General features: G+C 66.5%; 15 protein-coding genes. 10 read left to right on the top strand and 5 right to left on the bottom strand.

The genetic code is table 11. The features are described 5' to 3' along the window. Positions 1 to 402: 402 nt before the first annotated feature. The 10 genes from LQ564_RS08275 to LQ564_RS08230 all read left to right on the top strand — a co-directional run bounded on the left by LQ564_RS08275 (position 403) and on the right by LQ564_RS08230 (position 11,994). The gene (locus tag LQ564_RS08275) at positions 403 to 2,145 is read left to right on the top strand and encodes a polysaccharide biosynthesis protein (protein WP_231057633.1); all 1,743 of its coding nucleotides are present in this window, start codon (positions 403 to 405) and stop codon (positions 2,143 to 2,145) included. Positions 2,146 to 2,191: 46 nt separating this feature from the next. Next, entirely contained in the window at positions 2,192 to 3,520 is a 1,329-nt protein-coding gene (locus LQ564_RS08270) for a nucleotide sugar dehydrogenase (protein ID WP_231057632.1), read from the top strand. Between the two features lie 65 nt (positions 3,521 to 3,585). Continuing rightward, complete coding sequence (locus LQ564_RS08265; protein ID WP_231057631.1) at positions 3,586 to 4,647, top strand: Gfo/Idh/MocA family protein; 1,062 nt, start codon at positions 3,586 to 3,588, stop codon at positions 4,645 to 4,647. Positions 4,648 to 4,650: 3 nt separating this feature from the next. Then, a complete protein-coding gene (locus LQ564_RS08260; RefSeq protein ID WP_231057630.1) occupies positions 4,651 to 5,340 on the top strand; it encodes an acyltransferase in 690 nt (229 codons plus the stop codon). Between the two features lie 3 nt (positions 5,341 to 5,343). Next, positions 5,344 to 6,474 (top strand): DegT/DnrJ/EryC1/StrS family aminotransferase, encoded by a 1,131-nt coding sequence (locus tag LQ564_RS08255; protein WP_231057629.1) that lies wholly within the window; start codon positions 5,344 to 5,346, stop codon positions 6,472 to 6,474. A gap of 245 nt (positions 6,475 to 6,719) precedes the next feature. Next, positions 6,720 to 7,850, top strand: coding sequence for a glycosyltransferase family 4 protein (locus tag LQ564_RS08250; RefSeq protein WP_231057628.1), 1,131 nt, complete (start codon positions 6,720 to 6,722; stop codon positions 7,848 to 7,850). Beyond that, positions 7,843 to 8,517, top strand: a complete 675-nt coding sequence (locus LQ564_RS08245; RefSeq protein WP_231057627.1) for a hypothetical protein — start codon at positions 7,843 to 7,845, stop codon at positions 8,515 to 8,517. Before LQ564_RS08250 ends, LQ564_RS08245 begins: the two co-directional genes overlap by 8 nt. Then, positions 8,514 to 9,293 (top strand): polysaccharide deacetylase family protein, encoded by a 780-nt coding sequence (locus LQ564_RS08240; RefSeq protein ID WP_231057626.1) that lies wholly within the window; start codon positions 8,514 to 8,516, stop codon positions 9,291 to 9,293. The genes LQ564_RS08245 and LQ564_RS08240 overlap by 4 nt, the downstream gene beginning before the upstream one ends. A 40-nt stretch (positions 9,294 to 9,333) precedes the next feature. Further along, the gene (wecB, locus tag LQ564_RS08235; protein WP_231057625.1) at positions 9,334 to 10,455 is read left to right on the top strand and encodes a non-hydrolyzing UDP-N-acetylglucosamine 2-epimerase; all 1,122 of its coding nucleotides are present in this window, start codon (positions 9,334 to 9,336) and stop codon (positions 10,453 to 10,455) included. A gap of 276 nt (positions 10,456 to 10,731) precedes the next feature. Further along, entirely contained in the window at positions 10,732 to 11,994 is a 1,263-nt protein-coding gene (locus tag LQ564_RS08230) for a right-handed parallel beta-helix repeat-containing protein (RefSeq protein WP_231057624.1), read from the top strand. 984 nt (positions 11,995 to 12,978) lie between these two features. Here LQ564_RS08230 and LQ564_RS08225 read toward each other — a convergent pair. Genes LQ564_RS08225 through LQ564_RS08205 form a run of 5 tightly spaced genes read right to left on the bottom strand, consistent with a single transcriptional unit; the run spans position 12,979 to position 17,991 of the window. Further along, positions 12,979 to 13,620: a membrane-associated phospholipid phosphatase gene (locus LQ564_RS08225; RefSeq protein WP_231057623.1), complete on the bottom strand. Its 642-nt coding sequence runs from the start codon at positions 13,618 to 13,620 to the stop codon at positions 12,979 to 12,981. Between the two features lie 32 nt (positions 13,621 to 13,652). Beyond that, positions 13,653 to 14,855, bottom strand: coding sequence for a DegT/DnrJ/EryC1/StrS family aminotransferase (locus LQ564_RS08220; RefSeq protein ID WP_231057622.1), 1,203 nt, complete (start codon positions 14,853 to 14,855; stop codon positions 13,653 to 13,655). Further along, the gene (locus tag LQ564_RS08215) at positions 14,842 to 15,441 is read right to left on the bottom strand and encodes a sugar transferase (RefSeq protein ID WP_272492081.1); all 600 of its coding nucleotides are present in this window, start codon (positions 15,439 to 15,441) and stop codon (positions 14,842 to 14,844) included. The genes LQ564_RS08220 and LQ564_RS08215 overlap by 14 nt, the downstream gene beginning before the upstream one ends. A gap of 27 nt (positions 15,442 to 15,468) precedes the next feature. Beyond that, on the bottom strand, positions 15,469 to 16,749 hold the full coding sequence (locus LQ564_RS08210) for a glycosyltransferase family 4 protein (protein ID WP_231057621.1): 1,281 nt from the start codon (positions 16,747 to 16,749) through the stop codon (positions 15,469 to 15,471). Between the two features lie 12 nt (positions 16,750 to 16,761). Next, positions 16,762 to 17,991, bottom strand: a complete 1,230-nt coding sequence (locus LQ564_RS08205) for an O-antigen ligase family protein (RefSeq protein ID WP_231057620.1) — start codon at positions 17,989 to 17,991, stop codon at positions 16,762 to 16,764. Positions 17,992 to 17,997 lie beyond the last annotated feature (6 nt).

Genomic DNA, 17,997 nt, shown 5'->3' with positions numbered 1-17,997 from the left:
ACGATAATAAATTTACAAAACTTGCCAATTCAAGATGAGCTTATTCGGAAGCATTGAATTCCAAGCCATTTATTAGCCAATTCCGGCGAGCCGATTCTCAGCATCCAATTTAATACCAGCCAATTTACGCACATCAGTCGAGCTCCACGCCATTCCATCTTCAACCAGCAGCGGATCGCCATGTCGACATTCAGCCCCGATCTTATCAGCCAGCTTCGCGCACGAATGGTATCGATGAACCGTACCAGCAAAATCGCCTTGATGGTCGTGGCGGACCTGCTCGCCCTGCCGGTCTGTTTTTTAATCGCCATGATATTGCGCGGGGGCGATTTACAACTCGCAATGAATTACGGGCCGGCATCCTATGTATTGGTTGCGGTGGTCACGATCGCGGCCTTTTCGATGTCCGACCTGTATCGCGCCGTGATCCGCTTTATCGACCAGCGCTTATTGAGTTTCACCGGCGCCGCACTGGCATTCGCCATATTGTGCGTCTATGTCGTCTTGATCATCATGAATGAGCCGCGCTTTCCGCGCAGCGCATTGGCGATTTACTGGTTCGTGGTATTTTCCTACGTGGTTATTTCGCGTATCGGCTTGCGCAATCTCCTGCGCGGCCACGGCGGCCAGCGCACCGGCATTTCCGATGCGGTCGCGGTCTACGGCGCCGGCGAGGCCGGGGCACGGCTGGTGCAGGCCATGCGCCACAGCGACGAGTACCGGCCGGTCTGCATCTTCGACGACAAGCGCACCCTGAACGACCGCACCATCGCCGGACTGCGCGTGTTCAATACCGCGCGCCTGGCCGAACTGGTGGCCAGCCAAGGCGTCCGCACCATCGTGATCGCCCTGCCCTCGGCCCCGCCGGAACGCCTGCGCGACATCATGCAGCGCCTCGGCCAGGCCGGCGTGCCCGTGAAGATCCTGAGCCGCCTGGTCGACCTGGCCGACGACCGGCCGCCGGCGCGCGGTTCGATCCGCGAACTGAAATTCGAAGACCTGCTGGGGCGCCCGCCGGTGCCGCCGCGGCTCGACCTGTTCGCCCGCTGCGTGCGCGGCAAAAGCGTGCTGGTGACGGGCGCCGGCGGCTCCATCGGCGGCGAGCTGTGCCGCCAGATCGTCACCCTCACCCCGAGCGAACTGCACCTGCTCGACCACTCCGAATACGCGCTGTACACGGTGCGCCAGGAGCTGAGCACGCGCTTTCCCGCCCTGCCCATCCACGCCCACCTGGGCTCGGTGTGCAACAACGACCTGGTCGAACGCATCCTGCGCGACGGCAAGGTCGTCACCATCTACCACGCCGCCGCCTACAAGCACGTGCCGCTGGTGGAAGCGAATATCGTCGAGGGCCTGCGCAACAACGTGGTCGGCGCCCAGGTCGTGGCCAGCGCCGCGGCCCGCCACAAGGTCGAGACCTGCGTCCTGATCTCGAGCGACAAGGCGGTGCGCCCGACCAACATCATGGGCGCCAGCAAGCGCATCGCGGAACTGATCTTCCAGGCCGCGGCGGTGCGCCACGGCGCCCACACGACCTTCTGCATGGTCCGCTTCGGCAACGTGCTCGGGTCGTCCGGCTCGGTGATCCCGCTGTTCCAGCGCCAGATCGCGCGCGGCGGCCCGCTCACCATCACCCACCCGGACGTGTCGCGCTACTTCATGCTGATTCCCGAGGCGGCCCAGCTGGTCATCCAGGCCGGCGCCATGGCCAAGGGCGGCGACGTGTTCGTGCTCGACATGGGCGAGCCGGTCAAGATCGTCGAACTGGCGCGCACCATGATCGCCATGTCCGGGCTCACCGAGCGCACCCCGCAGAACCCGCGCGGCGACATCGAGATCCAGTTCGTCGGCCTGTTCCCGGGCGAGAAGCTGCACGAGGAACTGCTCACCGACGGCACCGTCTTCCCCAGCGAACACCCGCGCATCATGCGCATGAAGGAAAGCGCCCTGCGCCCGAGCGTGCTGGAAACCTGCATCACCTGCCTGATGATGGCCTGCGAGACCCACGAGCGCGGCACGATCGAATCGATGGTCAAGGCCATCGTCGCCGAATACGTGCCGACCGCGCCGGCGAGCACGCCGCCGCTGGTGGCCGACGCCCCGCGTCCGAGCCTGATCAAGCGCTTCGTACCCTTCCGAATCTAGCCCTGCCCAGTCAACCGCATCACCGCACCCACCGACGAGGAAACACATGCGCGACGAGAACACTTCCCCTCACCTGGAGCAGCTGCTCGACAAGCTGCAGGACCGCAGCGCCGTCATCGGCATTGTCGGCCTCGGCTACGTCGGGCTGCCGCTGACGCTCTGCTACGCGGCCCAAGGCTACAAGGTGCTCGGCATCGACATCGACCTGGACAAGGTCGACCGCCTGAACCGCGGGGAAAGCTATATCCGCCACATCGACGCCGGCGCCGTCGGCCAGGCGCGCGAACGCGGCTTCGAGGCGACCGCCGACTTCACCCGCGCCGGCGAAGCCGACGCCCTCATCATCTGCGTGCCGACGCCGCTGAACGCCTACCGCGAACCCGACCTGTCCTATGTCCTCGGGACGGTGGGCGCCCTGCTGCCCTGTGTGCGCGAAGGCCAGGTGGTCTCGCTCGAGAGCACCACCTATCCCGGCACCACCGAGGAAGAGCTGCGCCCGCGCCTGGAGTCGCGCGGCTTTTCCGTCGGGCGCGACCTGTTCCTGGTGTTTTCGCCCGAGCGCGAAGACCCGGGCAACCCGCACTTCGCGACCCGCACCATCCCCAAGGTGGTGGGCGGCTCGACCCCGGCCTGCCTGGAAGCCGGCCTGACACTGTACCGCGCCGGCGTCGAACGGGTGGTGCCGGTCAGCTCGACCCGCGCCGCGGAACTGACCAAGCTGCTGGAAAATATCCACCGCGCCGTCAACATCGGCCTGGTCAACGAAATGAAGATCATCGCCGACCGCATGGACATCGACATCCACGAGGTGATCCGCGCGGCGGCGACCAAGCCCTTCGGCTTCACGCCCTACTACCCCGGCCCCGGCCTGGGCGGCCACTGCATCCCGATCGACCCCTTCTACCTCACCTGGAAGGCGCGCGAATACGGCCTGCACACCCGCTTCATCGAACTGGCCGGCGAGATCAACAGCGACATGCCGCAGTGGGTGATCGGCAAGGTGGCCGATGCGCTCAACGAGCGCGGGCGTTCGATCATGGGCAGCCGGGTGCTGGTGCTGGGCATCGCCTACAAGAAGGACGTCGAGGACATGCGCGAATCGCCCTCGGTGGCGCTGATGGAGATCCTGCGCCGCAAGGGCGCCAGCGTCGACTACTCGGATCCGCACGTGCCGTCCTTCCCGCGCATGCGCGAGCACCGCTTCGAGCTCTCCAGCGTGGCGCTGACGCCGAACGCCATCGCCTCCTACGACGTGGTGCTGGTGGCGACCGCGCACAGCGCCTTCGACTACGAACTGGTGCGGCAGTACGCCAACCTGATCGTCGACACCCGGGGCGTGTATACCGAACGCCTGCCGAACGTCGTCAAGGCCTGAACCAGCACAAACAACACGACGAATAACGAATGACGAACAGCGAATCCGCCAGCCCGGAGAACACGATGCGTTCCTACCCCCCTGCCATCCTCGACCGCAAGATCCGCTTCGCCCTGGTCGGCTGCGGCCGTATTGCGAAGAACCACATGAATGCGATCCGCGAGCACCACGACCGCTGCGAGCTGGTCGGCGTGTGCGACATCGACCCGCGCGCCCTCGAAGAAGCGGCCGGCAGCACCGGTGCACGCGCCTGGAACAATCTCGACCGCATGCTGCGCGAGTGCGAAGCCGACGCCTTCGTGCTGGCCACGCCCTCCGGCCTGCATCCGCAGCAGGCGATCCAGGTGGCGCGCGCCGGACGCCACGTCCTCACCGAAAAGCCGATGGCCACGCGCTGGGAAGACGGCAAGGCGATGGTGACGGCGGCCGACGAGGCCGGGGTGCGCCTGTTCGTGGTCAAGCAGAACCGCCGCAACGCCACCCTGCAGCTGCTCAAGAGCGCGGTCGAGAAGAAGCGCTTCGGCCGCATCTATATGGTCAACCTGAACGTGTTCTGGACCCGGCCCGACGAGTACTACAACAGCGCCAGGTGGCGCGGCACCTGGGAATTCGACGGCGGCGCCTTCATGAACCAGGCCAGCCACTACGTCGACCTGATCGACTGGATCGTCGGCCCGGTGGAGAGCCTGCAGGCCTACACCGCCACCCTGGCGCGCGACATCGAGGTCGAGGACACCGGCGTGATCAGCCTGCGCTGGCGCAACGGGGCGCTCGGCTCCATGAACGTCACCATGCTGACCTATCCGCGCAACCTGGAAGGGTCGATCACCATCCTCGGCGAGCATGGCACGGTGCGCATCGGCGGCGTGGCCGTCAACGAAGTCCAGCAATGGGAATTCGCCAGCCCGGATCCGGACGACGAGCGGGTCAAGGAAGCCAGCTACCAGACCACCTCGGTCTACGGCTTCGGCCATCCGCTCTACTACGACAACGTGATCAAGGTGCTGCGCGGCGAAGCCGAACCCGAGACCGACGGGCGCGAGGGCCTGAAGTCGCTGGAAGTGCTGGTGGCGGCCTACCGCTCCGCGCGCGACGGCAAGCGCGTCGCCCTGCCGCTGGAGTATTGATCCATGGATCAACCCATCCACCCCAGCGCCATTGTCGACGCCGGCGCGGTCCTCGGCGCGGGAACGCGCGTCTGGCACTTTGCCCACGTCTGCGGCGGCGCCCGCATTGGCGCCCACTGCTCGCTCGGCCAGAACGTTTTCGTGGGCAACGACGTGCGCATCGGGAACGGCGTCAAGGTCCAGAACAATGTTTCGATCTACGACGCGGTCACCCTGGAAGACGAGGTGTTCTGCGGCCCGAGCATGGTGTTCACCAACGTCTACAACCCGCGCGCGGCGGTGGTCAAGAAGCACGAGTACCGCCGCACCCTGGTGCGGCGCGGCGCCAGCATCGGCGCCAACGCCACCGTGGTGTGCGGCGTGACGATCGGCGAGTACGCCTTCGTGGCGGCGGGCGCCGTGGTCAACCGCGACGTCCCGGACTTCGCGCTGGTGGCGGGCGTCCCGGCGCGCCGGATCGGCTGGATCAGCCGCTACGGCGAACGGCTGGCCCTGCCCCTCGATGGCGACGGCGAGGCGCGCTGCCCGCATACCGGCGAAACCTATGTCCTGCGCGGCGGCGCCTGTGCGCCCCTCGCCCCCGGCGGCGCCATGGCGCCTGGGGACAATGACCAAGCAGCAGACGACGCGGCGCAGCCCGCACATGCACCGGAACATGAGCGACAGCGCGCCGCTCACCCCGCACAAGGATAAATTATGCAATTCATCGACCTGAAATCCCAGTACCACTCTTCGCGCGAGCTGATCAACAGCCGCATCCAGGCCGTGCTCGACCACGGCCAGTACATCATGGGGCCCGAGGTGGCCGAACTCGAGGGGCGCCTGGCCGACTACACCGGCGCACGCCATTGCGTCACCGTCTCCTCCGGCACCGAGGCGCTGGTGATCGCCCTGATGGCGCTGGGCGTCGGGCCCGGCCACGAGGTCATCACCACGCCCTTTTCCTTCATCGCCACCGCCGAGGCGGTGCTGCTGGTCGGCGCCCGCCCGGTGTTCGTGGACGTCGAGCCGGGCACCGGCAATATCGATGCGCGCCTGATCGCAGCGCGCATCACGCCGGCCACCCGCGCCATCATCCCCGTGTCCCTGTACGGCCAGCCGGCCGACATGCACGCCATCAACCGCATCGCCAACCGCCACGGCCTGGCCGTGATCGAAGACGGCGCGCAGAGCTTCGGCGCCACCTACCGCGGCCTGCAGAGCGGGAATCTGTCGACCATCGGCTGCACCAGCTTCTTCCCGAGCAAGCCGCTCGGCTGCTACGGCGACGGCGGCGCCCTTTTCACGAGCGACGAGGCCCTCGCCACGGCGATGCGCGAAATCCGCATTCACGGCCAGTCGCGCCGCTACGTGCACACGCGTCTGGGCGTGGGCGGCCGCATGGACACGCTGCAATGCGCCATCGTGCTGGCGAAGCTGGAACGCTTCGCCTGGGAAGTCGAGCAGCGCCGGCGCGTGGCCGCCGCCTACGACGTGATGCTGCAGCCGCACGTTCCGGTCCTCGCCTGCCAGCCCGACCGCACCAGCGTCTACGCCCAGTACACCGTGCTGGTCGACGAGCGCGAGCGCGTCCGGGAAATCCTCGACAGCGCCGGCATCCCGACCGCCGTCCACTACCCTCTGCCGATCCACCAGCAGCCCGCCTACGCCCACCTGGCCGCCGGCGAACGCTACCCGGTCTCCGAAGACCTGGCCGCGCGCGTGCTGAGCCTGCCCCTGAGTCCTTACCTGCCGGCGGCCGACGTGCACCGCGTCGCCAACGCGGTGCTGCGCGCGGCCGGCGTGACACAGGGCGGCAGCATCGAACCGGTGGAGGAGCTGGGCTAGGGAGCGGGCCGAGGACGGCAGTCGCCGGGGACAGCAGCGCCGCCAGCGCCGGCGGCCCAGCGCGCGCAGCCGCTCGTTTCACCGCTGCCGCATCCCGCCATGTCGGAACACGAAGGCTGCGGGCGTCGCGCGGCCGTGCACGGCGTGGCCTGGCCGCGGCATCGCCCGCACCGCTCGTCGAACAATTCGCGCCGTACGGCCCTGCCGCGCAAGCGGCGGCCGCGGCGCAAGCAGAGGCATATGTCATGTGCAAGATCGTTCACCTCACGTCGGCCCATCCCCGCAACGACACCCGCATCTTCATCAAGCAGTGCCGTACGCTGGCCGCGCACGGCTACGACGTCACCCTGGTCGTGGCCGACGACCAGGGCGACGAACGGCGCGAGGGTGTGACGATCACCGACGTCGGCCGCCTGCCCGGGCGCGCCAGGCGCATCCTGGTGACGCCGCGCCGGATCCGCGACAAGGCGCTCAGCCTGGACGCCGACATCTACCAGCTGCACGACCCGGAACTGCTGCCGGTCGGCCTGGCCCTGAAACGGCGCGGCAAGACCGTCATCTTCGATTCGCACGAGGACGTGCCGCGGCAACTGCTGGGCAAGCCCTACCTCGGCCCGGTGACGCGCCGGGCCCTGGCGCTCGCCTTCGCGCTGGCCGAGCGCTATGCCTGCGCGCGCTTCGACGGCGTCATCGCGGCCACGCCCTTCATCCGCGACAAATTCCTCAAGTTCAAGCCGGGAACCGTGGACGTCAACAATTTTCCGCTCGTGGGCGAACTCGAGAACGCCGCGCCCTGGTCGCACAAGCGCCAGGAGGTCTGCTACGTCGGCGGCATCGGCGAGGTGCGCGGCATCCGCGAGTTGGCGGCCGCCGGCCGCCAACTGCACTCCGCGGCGCGCATCAACCTGGTCGGGAAATTCTCGGAACCCGCGGTCGAAGCCGAGGTCAGGGCCGATCCCGGATGGCAGCGCGTGAACGAACTGGGCGTGCTCGACCGCGCCGGCGTGCGCGCCGTGATGGAACGCTCGCTGGCCGGCATCGTCACCTTCCACCCGCTGCCGAACCACCTGGATTCGCTCCCGACCAAGATGTTCGAGTACATGTCTGCCGGCATCCCGGTGATCGCCTCGGACTTCCCTCTATGGCGCGGGATCGTCGAAGGCAACCGCTGCGGCATCTGCGTCGACCCGCTCGACCCCGGCGCACTCGCCGCCGCCATCGACCACCTGGCGGCCCATCCGGCGCAGGCCAGGGAGATGGGCGAGAACGGCCGCCGCGCGGTGCTGAAGGAATACAACTGGACGGTCCAGGCCCGCAAGTTAACCGACTTTTATGGAGCGCTATCCCATGTCAGGCAAGCTGTCGCACATGTTTGATCTCGCAATCGATATTGCAAAGCTCCCGGTCGCCAGTCTCGAGTTCCACCTGGCCATGAATCCGAGTGAAGTGCGGCGCATGCACGACCATTGCACCAAGCCGCACCCGAAATACCGGATCTTCCAGAACAAGTCGCTGGGCGCGGCCCTGATCGACCTGCGGCGCTACGGCAGCCCCGACGAATACATGCGGAGCATCAAGGGGCGCAACTCGGCGGAACATCATGCTAGGAAGGCGCGCTCCCGCGGCTACGTCGTCACCGAAATCGACCGCAACGACTACGCCGACGACCTGCATGCCATCAACACCTCGCTCGATTCACGCCAGGGCCGGCCAATGGGCGGCGCCTACCAGGTCAAGGAAACGCGGTACGCGCGCGAGGAAAACTACCGGTATTTCGGTGTGCTCAACAGCGCCGGCAAGGTGGCGGCTTACAGTAATCTCGGTTTCTTCGGGAATTTCGCGGCATTCGACCGGCTGCTGGGCCTGCGCAACAACGACGGCGCGATGCACCTCATGCTAACCGAGATCGTCTGCCAGCTGATCGCCGCGCGCAGCGTCACCTACCTGATGTACGACACGTATTTCGGCGCCGGCCCCGGCCTGCAGACCTTCAAGAAAATGATCGGTTTCGAACCCTATCGCGTCAAGTACTCACTCCAATGAAAGCGTTCCTGCAGCGTCTCTACAGCGACTACGGCATGCCGTCGCGGCTGTGCACCTACGAACGGCTGGTGCGGGCGGCACACGGCGCCGGCTTCGTCCAGACCTCGGTGCGCGACTTCTTCGACCGGGTCCGAAGCGGCCAGGTGGCCGGAAAGAAGTTCATCGTGCACCGCCACGACATCGACACCGACCTGCGCACCACACGCAAGCTGTTCGAGATCGAAAAGAAGCACGGCATCCGCTCCAGCTACTACTTCCGCCTGTCGACCCTCGACTTCGACCTGATGCGCGAGATCGAAGCCTACGGCAGCGAAGCCAGCTACCACTACGAGGAGCTGGCCGCCTTCGCCAAGAAGCACCGGCTGAAAGACCCCGCGCTGGTCCGGCAGCGGCTGCCGGAAATCCGCGACATCTTCCGCGACAACGTCAAATGGTTCGAAGCCCAGTTCGGCCGCAAGATCCGGACCGTCGCCAGCCACGGTGACTTCGCCAACCGGCGCCTGAAGCTGAACAACGCCGAAATCCTGGCCGACCAGGCGCTGCGCCGCGAATGCGGCATCGAATGCGAAGCCTACGACGCCGCCCTGCTCGACCACATCGACCTGTACATCGCGGACCGCCCGCCGCCGCAGTATTACTGCCCGGCCTCGCCCTTCGACATGCTCGACAAGCACGACCGCATCTGCCTGGTGACCCACCCGCGCCAGGTCGAAACCAACTGGGCGGAAAACACCAAGGCCAACCTGTCGCGCTTCTACGAAGCCGTGATCTGGTGAACCCGGCAACGCATCCCCCTTCCGGCAACCGGAGTACGCCATGCCAGCACATCCCAGCGCGCGAAAAATCGTCACCGTGATCGGCGCCCGCCCCCAGTTCATCAAGGCCAGCGCCGTCTCGGCGCGCCTGCGCGCATCGCCCCGGCTGCGTGAAGTCGTGGTGCATACCGGCCAGCACTTCGACAGCAATATGTCGGACGTGTTCTTCGCCGAGCTCGGCATGGATCCGCCGGCCTACCATTGCGCGATCCACGGCGGCCGCCATGGCGACATGACCGGGCGCATGCTGGCCGCGATCGAAGCGCTGCTGCTGGAGGAAAGGCCCGACGCCGTGCTGGTCTACGGCGACACCAATTCGACCCTGGCCGGCGCCCTGGCGGCGGTCAAGCTGCACATCCCGGTCGCCCACGTCGAAGCGGGGCTGCGTTCCTTCAATCCGCGCATGCCGGAAGAAATCAACCGGACCCTGACCGACCGCATCGCGCACTGGCTGTTCACTCCCAACGCCGGCGCCGGCGCCCACCTGCTGCGCGAAGGCGCGCCGCCCGGCCGGATCGAGCAGGTCGGCGACGTCATGTACGACGTCGCCCTGCACCACGGCGCCCGGGTCGATGCGCGCGGCGGCATCCTCGGGGAACTGGGCCGCACGCGCGGTATCCGGGCCGGCGCCTACTGCCTGGCGACCATCCACCGCGCCGAGAACACCGACGATCCGGCCCGGCTGGCCGTCCTGCTCGATGCGCTCATGCGCTTTTCCAGCGAGCTTCCGGTGATCCTGCCGCTGCATCCGCGCACCCGCCAGATCCTCGCCGGCGCAAGGCGGCTGGACGCGCTCGAGCGCGCGCTCGTACTGGTCGAACCCCAGGCCTACCTCGCCATGGTGCAGCTGGAAAAGTACGCGGCGCTGGTCGCCACCGACTCGGGCGGCGTACAGAAGGAAGCGTTTTTCCATCGCGTGCCCTGCGTGACCTTCCGTGACGAAACCGAGTGGGTGGAGTTGCTGGATGCGGGCTGGAATCGCCTGGCGCCGCCGACCGGGGCGGAACCTGTGCTGGCTGCCCTGCGCGCCGCGCTCGGCAGCACCGGCCAGGCGGTCTCCCCCTATGGCGACGGCGACGCCGCCGAGCGGATCGTGCAGCGGCTTGCGCTCGACCTCGCATGATGCCCGCTGCTGCGCGGCAGGCCAGGTGCGCGGCAATCGATGCGGTGGGGCGCCGGGCTGGGGGGCGCCGCCGCCAGCGGGCACGCCATTTTCGTGCCGGTCGAAACCGGCAATGCGTGCGCGCAAACGGCCTTCATGCAATACGGGGCAGAGTCTTCCTGTCGATGACGTCCGACCCGATTTTTCCATTCCTGCCGGTGACGACGCGGCGCCGTTTCGTGCGTCGCGGCCATCCTGCCGGCATCCACTGACCTGGTCAATGCACGCGTGAACGATATGATCGAATTTTTCTGGAAGACGGCTGGCCTGCTCGCGGCGCGCCTGCGCAATCCACGCGCCACAAGCCAGGCGCTGCGAGGTCACAGCGCAGGTACGGAGGGCGAGACGGGAACCCGCGCAGCCAGCGACGGCGCCGTCACCGGCCGCAGCGCGCATGCCCGCCTGGCGGCGGCCGGCCTGGCCATCCTGCTGAGCGCCTGCGCACCGAGCAAGCACCTGTATGTCAGCCCCGACGGCAATGACGCCAACCCCGGCAGCAAATCCGCCCCCTTCTCCACGATCACGCGCGCCGACGAAGCCGCCGCTCCGGGATTCACGATCCATGTGGCGCCGGGGACCTACGCAGTGTCGGCGCCGGGGCCGCAAAGCGCCGGCGTCACGACCCAGCGCAGCGGTACGGCAACGGAACGCATCCGCTTCGTCTCGGACGTCAAATGGGGCGCGAAGCTCGTCGTTTCCGGCACCGGCATGACCTGGCGTTCCAAAGGAAACTATGTCGACATCGAGGGTTTCGACATCAGCGGCACCGGCCGCCACGGCATCGTGGCCGACGGCGCCAACCTGACGATCACCAATAATTTCGTGCACGACCTGACGGTCAGCGGCGGCTGCACCGGCAGCGGGGGTGCGGCCATCGACACCAACGGCGGCCCGGGAAATGTGCTCATCAAGGGCAATGTGGTGCGCAATATCGGCGTGGCGATGCGCGGCAGCTGCCGGACCGTGCAAGGCATCTATATCGCCAATCCGCACAATGTTGTCGTCAACAATGTGGTGTCCGGCGTCGCCGCCGTCGGCATCCAGCAATGGCACGGCGCCACCGATTCGACCATCGTCAACAACACGGTCTTCGGCTGCAAGATCGGCATCCTGATCGGTGGCGGCGACTCGGGCGTGCTTCCCGAAGGTTCGCAAAACAACTATGTCGCGAACAACATCGTTTACGACAACATGACCTTCGGCATCGTGGAGAGCGGCAAGGTCGGCGCCAACAACCACTATGTCGACAACCTGGTGCATGCCAACGGCACAGCACTGCGGGTACACGGCACGGTCAGCGGCACCATCCATGCGGAGCCGGAGTTCGTCAACTACCGGGCCGACGGCACCGGCGACTATCGCCTGAAACGCAACTCCCCGGCCATGCGCGCACGCGCCGTCCCGCCAGCCCAGGCGCCGGGACTGGCGCCCGCATCCCAGGCACTGCGGGACGCGCCCGCCCATCTCGGGGCATGGCAGGCCGTCACGGCGGCAAACTGATTCCGGCTTGCCGCCGGGCGCTGCAGCGGGCGATGCCGGGCGGACTGCAAGTACGTTCGTCACCGCAGCGGGAACCATGGTCATCCGAGATGCGGCTTCTCGGCGCGCACGTGCCGCCAGGCCGGCGCGCCGGCCGAGAGTGGCACATCACTGCCATCAAGGATGTCCGCACATGTGCTCAGCGTCCTCTTCGTGACCCCGAACCGTCCTGTTGACCGAGCCCGTAGCTGCAGGCGTCACGTTCACGCGTCCCGTCGACAAACGGTCGGCGGGAGACCCTGACGTTGCCGTCAGACTCGCCACGGGTAGCGCCGTTATCGCAAGAGCGTCAGGGGCAAACCGAGTCCCCACCAGGTTTCGCTTACCTGGATGTCCTGCACACCCATGATTCTCATCGCCGTCGCCTGGTGTTGCGGCATTGTCGAGTCACTCCAATGGCGCGCCTGGATGCCGGCCCACGTAGCAGGAGACATCAATATCACGACCAACGTTCCGCTCCCACACCGCGAACCAAGGTCGGCCGCATCCTCTCTTCGGCCACGCTTCGTACGTGAGCGATCGGTTCCTGATAGCTACCGGCACGGCCGCCGAACGTCCGCTGCGTCGGGACGGCTCGCGCGCGACGGACGGCGTGATGCGCCGCCGATGTCGACTGTCCAAAGCACGGCGCTCGGACCGATCCCGACAGGCAGGGGCAGTTCAGGGATATGCATGGCGGGGGTGAGCAAGACGCGAGCAGGCCGCATGGCTGGCCATGCGACGAGCAACGCGGTGCACGCCTGCCAAGGGCGCTTGGCCCGACTCCCACCTACCGGGAGTGTCTCTTGGAACCTATCCCGGCAGGGATGGGGAAGCTGGAGGCGATTCACGGCAAGCGGAGGCAAGGCGCGAAGAGGCCGCGTGGCTAGCCACGCAACGACGAGCAACGCAGCATTCGCTTGCCTAGTGCGCCGAAAGCGACTCACTCCCTACCGGGACAGGTTCTTAGCACGACTTGTGCTGCTTGTGCGGCAGCGGGAGCTTGCTGCCGTCCTTCCAGCGGTAAGGCTCCTCGCGGCCGGAGAAAAACAGGGCGACGTCGACCAGGCGGGGGCTGATCGACGATGGTTTCAGGCTGAAGATCAGAACGAAGCTCGCCAGGCTGAGCGGCACCACCCAGGGACGAATGGCCGGCGCCGGGACGCAGGCGGCCGCCCGCAGGAAAGCCAGCCCGGCGCCGATCCCCAGGGCGAAACTGGGGATGACCTCGGATGCCGTGTGGAAGCCGAACACCACGAGCAGGCCCGCCAATGCCGCGCCGAGCAGGACGCCGAGCAAGGCGCCGCGCATGCGCCAGCGTGCGGGCGCGTCCTGCAACACGACCCAGAACAGGACCGGCAGGACCGCCGTGGCGCGCCAGGCATGGCCGCTCAGGGCCTTGAAGCCGAGCGCGGGGATCTGCATGCCCCAGCCGAGATAGGCGATCTTGGAAGCGGCGACGATGCCCAGGCCCGTTGCAAAGATCAGGCACCACCACGCCGCCAGCTTCCAGGCCCGCCCCAGCACCAGCCAGGCGGCGATGGCGCCGGCCAGCGGCACCATCACGGCGGTGTGGCCGATGTCGATGATCTGCATCCACGAGAGCATGGCGCCGCTGTCCCGGAGCGAAACCGCCGCCTTCAGTCCGAACAAGCGACGGGAGCATCGTCGCGCTGCCGGGCCCGTGCAAAGACTTCCGCGATGGCGCCGCACGCCCGGGCCAGGTCGGCCTCGCCCAGGGTCGGATGGACCAGGAACATCAGGCTGGTCTCTCCCAGCTCCTGTGCCACCGGCAGGCGCCGGGGCGGCTGGTAGCCGGCATCGGCGAAGCACTTCTCGAGATAGACTTCGGAGCAGGAGCCGGTGGTGCAGGTGACGCCGTGGGCCGAGATTTCTTCCATGATCCGGTCGCGGCTCCAGCCCGGCGCGAGTCTGGCGGGGTCGACGAAAGCATAGAAACGGTAGCAGGCATGTTCGGCATGGCCGGGCACCGCGGGCACGCGCAGCGCCTCGATGGTGCTGCAGGCGGCAGCCAGGCGCGCCGCATTGGCGCGCCGCTGTGCGCTCCAGGCCGGCATGCGCCGCAGCTGGATGCGTCCGATTGCGGCCTGGACCTCGAGCATGCGCCAATTGCTGCCGAAGGACTCGTGCACCCAGCGAAAGCCGGGCGGGTGCTGGCGCTCGACCATCGCGGCCCAGGACTTGCCATGGTCCTTCCGCGACCACATGGCATGCCACCAGTCGCGCTGATTGGTGGTCACCATGCCGCCCTCGCCCCCCGTGGTCATGATCTTGTCCTGGCAAAACGACCAGGCGCCAATGTGTCCGATGCTGCCGACCATGCGCCCCTTGTAGCGCGCGCCGTGCGCCTGCGCGCAGTCTTCGATGACGTACAGCCCATGCGCCTCGGCGAGCGCCATGATCGGATCCATGTCGCAAGGAAGTCCGGCCAGGTGGACGCAGATGACGGCCCGGGTGCGCGGCGTCAGCACGGCGGCGATGCCGGCGGCGGTGATGTTCTGGCTGTCGCGGTCGACGTCCGCGAACACCGGGACCGCGCCTGCGTTGACGATGCAGCTGGCCGACGCCACGTAGGTGCGCGCCGTCACGATGACCTCGTCCCCGGCGCCGATGCCGAGCGCCTTGAGCGCGCAATCGAGCGCCAGCGTGCCGTTCGCCAGCGACACCGCGTAGTCCGTTCCCACCCAGTCCGCGAACTCCCGTTCGAACTCTCGGCACTGGGTGCCGGTCCAGTAATTCACCTTGTTCGACAGGATCACGTCCTTGACGGCGTTCGCCTCTTCATCGGAATAGTGCGGCCAGGTGGCGCTAGGGATGCTCATGTGGTCCTCGTCCAAAAAGAGTTTGCAGGATGTAGCCGAAATCGCGCAGCAGCGAGTAGTTGCGGATGTATTCCTTGTTCAGCCTGACCTTGTCCGGCCAGATGACCTGGTCGTTGTAGGCAAGCGGATCGTCCATCGAGGCCAGGATTTCCTCTTCGTTCTTGTACTTGATGGAAGCCGGACCGGTGATGCCCGGCCGCAGCTGCAGGATGATCCGGTCGCCGCCTTCCAGCCGGTCCGCGTAACCGGGCACGTCGGGCCGCGGTCCGACGATGCTCATGCTGCCAAGCAGCACATTGAAGAGCTGGGGCAGCTCGTCTAGCTTGTACTTGCGGAAGAAACGGCCGGATCCGGTGATCACCGCCGCGTTGCGGGATGCGATCGGGCTCCTGCGGCTGTCGCCCGGATACATGGTCTTGATCTTGCAGACGTGGATCACGCGGCCGTGCCGTCCGATGCGCTTCTGGATGAAGAAGCCGTTGCTGCGGGTGTCGATCGCGGCGATCGTCCAGCACAGCCCGATGAGCGGCAGCGCGAGCAGCAGGCCGGCCGCCGCGGTCACGATATCGAAGATCCTCTTCAGCAAGCTGTCCATTCTCGACATGAGGCCCCCTCAGCGCGTGTGCTGCGAAACCGGGGCGGCATGGTCCAGCCCGGCCGGCTGCTGCCGGCAGGCGGCCAGGAAGCGTTCGCTCAGGACCGGGTAGGTACAGTGCTGCAGCACGAACTGCCGGCCGCGTTCGCCCATTGCCTTGCGCTCGTCCGCGCCGGCCGCGAGCAGCGTGCGGATGCCCTGGGCGCTGGCGTCGGGGTCTTCCGAGGCGACCGTCAGGCCGCAGCGCGCCTCGCCCACCGGGTCGTTGCCCGCCTCGACCGCATGCAGCACCGGCCGTCCGGCCATCATGTAGTCCATGAGCTTGTTGGGCGCGATGCCGAAGCGGTACAGCGGCTGGCGCCGCCATCCGATGTAGGCAAGATCGAACCATTGCAGCAGGGCGGGAATGTCGTCCTTGCCGACTGGATCGAGGAAATACACTTTGCGCAGCCCGTGCTCCGCGGCGCGGCGCCTGAGGCGCTCCTTCTCCGGTCCACCGCCCACCAAGACGAAAGCGACGCGTTCGTCCCGCATGCGCTGTGCCGCGTCGAGCAGGGTGTCCAGCGAATTCGAGATCCCATGGTTGCCGGCGTAGCCCACGATGGCATTTCCGGCGCCGGCGATGTCGGTGAGGACGCGCCCCACGGGGCCTGCCAGGCGTTCGGCGCCGGCGCGCCAGTCCTGCGGCTGCACGCCGTTCGGGACGATGTGCAGCCGCTCCGGCGCCAGGCCGCGGCTGCTCACGTGCTCCTGCACCTTCGGCAGCATCGAGACCACGGCGTCGGCGTGCCGGTAGACGTGGTTTTCCGCGGCCTGTGCGACCATGATGAAGGGGTGCCACCGCGACATGCCGCCCAGTTCCATCGGGGTCAGCGGCCACAGGTCGTGCAGTTCGAACACCAGCCTGGCTCCGGCCATGCGCGCGATGCGCTGCGCCGGCCAGATATCCATCGGGTAGGTGCTGGAGGCGATCACGACGTCGGGCGGATCTTCCAGCGCCATCCGCCTGCCCTCCTGGTAGAGGCGCCGGACGAAAGCGCCGATATTGCGCACCCGTGCGAGGCCGTTGCCGCGGTAGGCGCCGGTGTGCAGCCAGGTATAGCGGATGCCGTCGATCGTCTCCTCGAGCAGGCGCTGCGAGCCCAGCTCCGGTTCCCTGGCGCGCAAATGCGAATGGCTCGACGCCACGATCCGCACCGTGTGACCGGCCCGCACCCATTCGCGCGCGAGATAATAGGGCCGGTATTCCATACCGTGGCGCGGCGATCCGGCATAGTGGTTGATGTAGAGAATACGCATGGCTGCTTCCTGTCAGCGCTGCGCCATGTCGGACGACATCGCGCCGGGCGAAAAGCGTTTCTTGTAGCGATACCTGGCAAAGGCGCCGAGCGCCGCGCCGACGCACATGTCGGGCATGTTCTTCGCCGTCAGCGCCCACAAGATGGTTACGCTCACAAATGACCAGGCCAGCACGAAGTCGACATCCTTCTTGGCCCGGAAGAAACCGTTCAGAAGCAGCCACACGCCATGCCAGACCAGCAGCGCGGAAAAAAACACGAAACCGAACAGGCCGAAGTCGACCCAGGTGGTGATGATGTTGTGCGCATAATGGCCGTCGGGATAACTGGCGAAATCGCCGAAGATGGGGTTTTCCGATATCGTGCGCAGGGCATCGTGCGCGAAGCGGTCGCGCATGTTCGCCGAACTGGAATGGGACAAGTCGAGCAGCTGCAGGATCCGGTTCTCCGGCAAACTGGCGACGATGTAGTCGACCCCGCCGATCAGGATTACCGAGGCGAGCACCAGGGTGAACACCGCATACAGCCGGTGCCTGGCGAAATAGAGCTCATTGACGGGTATCAGGAACAGGACGGCCGAGAACTCGCTGCGGGCGCCGTTCAGGAACAGTGCGCTGGTCACGACCACGTAGAGGACGTAGCGCAGCAGGACGAACCGGAGCGTGGCGATCACGAGCAGGTAGGTATAGATATAGGAGCGGGCGAATCCCTGGTAGGTGGCGAGACTGTTCGGATCCTTGGCTTCGCCCAGCGCCTGCAGGAAAAAGAAGCCGCCGACCGAAAAATAATAGGTGATCGCCGACATGAGCAGGAGGCTGATCAGGACGATCTTCCGGAAAGACCGGCTCCCGAGGTCGATCAGTCGAAAAATGACGTACGTCTCGAAACAGAAAATGATCACTTGCACGTAGCGCTCGACGATCATGCTGTCTTTTCCGGCGAAGAAATTAACCAGCAAGACTAGCCCATAATAGGCCACCAGGAACACCAGGCAAATATCCACCTGCGACACATAGTTGCGGTGCGCCTTGGCCGACACGACGAAGGCATAGGTCAATGGTGGTAGCAAGGCCAGCGCTACCAGTGTGAAATAGCCACCGAGATAGGCCCCGATTGCGCCAATGCCCAGCAAGGTCTGATAGAAGAAAAACCCGGGAAACAGCAGCATGAATGCGGCGTGCGCGATGAACGTCGGACTGATGGTCCCGCTTCGCCGGCTGATCGCGATGTCGCTCGCTTGCATGATGTG

Origin of the sequence: Massilia phyllostachyos, assembly GCF_021044825.1 — a bacterium.
Lineage (GTDB): Bacteria > Pseudomonadota > Gammaproteobacteria > Burkholderiales > Burkholderiaceae_D > Telluria > Telluria phyllostachyos.
The sequence above is the reverse complement of the archived record's forward strand: the minus strand, read 5'-3'. Positions and strand labels throughout refer to the sequence as shown.

Excerpts from the sequence above, each read along its gene's own strand:
- LQ564_RS08210 (WP_231057621.1), bottom strand. The coding sequence starts at position 16,749 with ATGCGTATTCTCTACATCAACCACTATGCCGGATCGCCGCGCCACGGT.
- LQ564_RS08255 (WP_231057629.1), top strand. The coding sequence starts at position 5,344 with ATGCAATTCATCGACCTGAAATCCCAGTACCACTCTTCGCGCGAGCTG.
- LQ564_RS08250 (WP_231057628.1), top strand. The coding sequence starts at position 6,720 with ATGTGCAAGATCGTTCACCTCACGTCGGCCCATCCCCGCAACGACACC.
- LQ564_RS08220 (WP_231057622.1), bottom strand. The coding sequence starts at position 14,855 with ATGAGCATCCCTAGCGCCACCTGGCCGCACTATTCCGATGAAGAGGCG.
- LQ564_RS08270 (WP_231057632.1), top strand. The coding sequence starts at position 2,192 with ATGCGCGACGAGAACACTTCCCCTCACCTGGAGCAGCTGCTCGACAAG.
- LQ564_RS08265 (WP_231057631.1), top strand. The coding sequence starts at position 3,586 with ATGCGTTCCTACCCCCCTGCCATCCTCGACCGCAAGATCCGCTTCGCC.
- LQ564_RS08245 (WP_231057627.1), top strand. The coding sequence starts at position 7,843 with ATGTTTGATCTCGCAATCGATATTGCAAAGCTCCCGGTCGCCAGTCTC.
- LQ564_RS08230 (WP_231057624.1), top strand. The coding sequence starts at position 10,732 with ATGATCGAATTTTTCTGGAAGACGGCTGGCCTGCTCGCGGCGCGCCTG.
- LQ564_RS08240 (WP_231057626.1), top strand. The coding sequence starts at position 8,514 with ATGAAAGCGTTCCTGCAGCGTCTCTACAGCGACTACGGCATGCCGTCG.
- LQ564_RS08205 (WP_231057620.1), bottom strand. The coding sequence starts at position 17,991 with ATGCAAGCGAGCGACATCGCGATCAGCCGGCGAAGCGGGACCATCAGT.
- LQ564_RS08225 (WP_231057623.1), bottom strand. The coding sequence starts at position 13,620 with ATGCTCTCGTGGATGCAGATCATCGACATCGGCCACACCGCCGTGATG.
- LQ564_RS08275 (WP_231057633.1), top strand. The coding sequence starts at position 403 with ATGTCCGACCTGTATCGCGCCGTGATCCGCTTTATCGACCAGCGCTTA.
- wecB (WP_231057625.1), top strand. The coding sequence starts at position 9,334 with ATGCCAGCACATCCCAGCGCGCGAAAAATCGTCACCGTGATCGGCGCC.
- LQ564_RS08260 (WP_231057630.1), top strand. The coding sequence starts at position 4,651 with ATGGATCAACCCATCCACCCCAGCGCCATTGTCGACGCCGGCGCGGTC.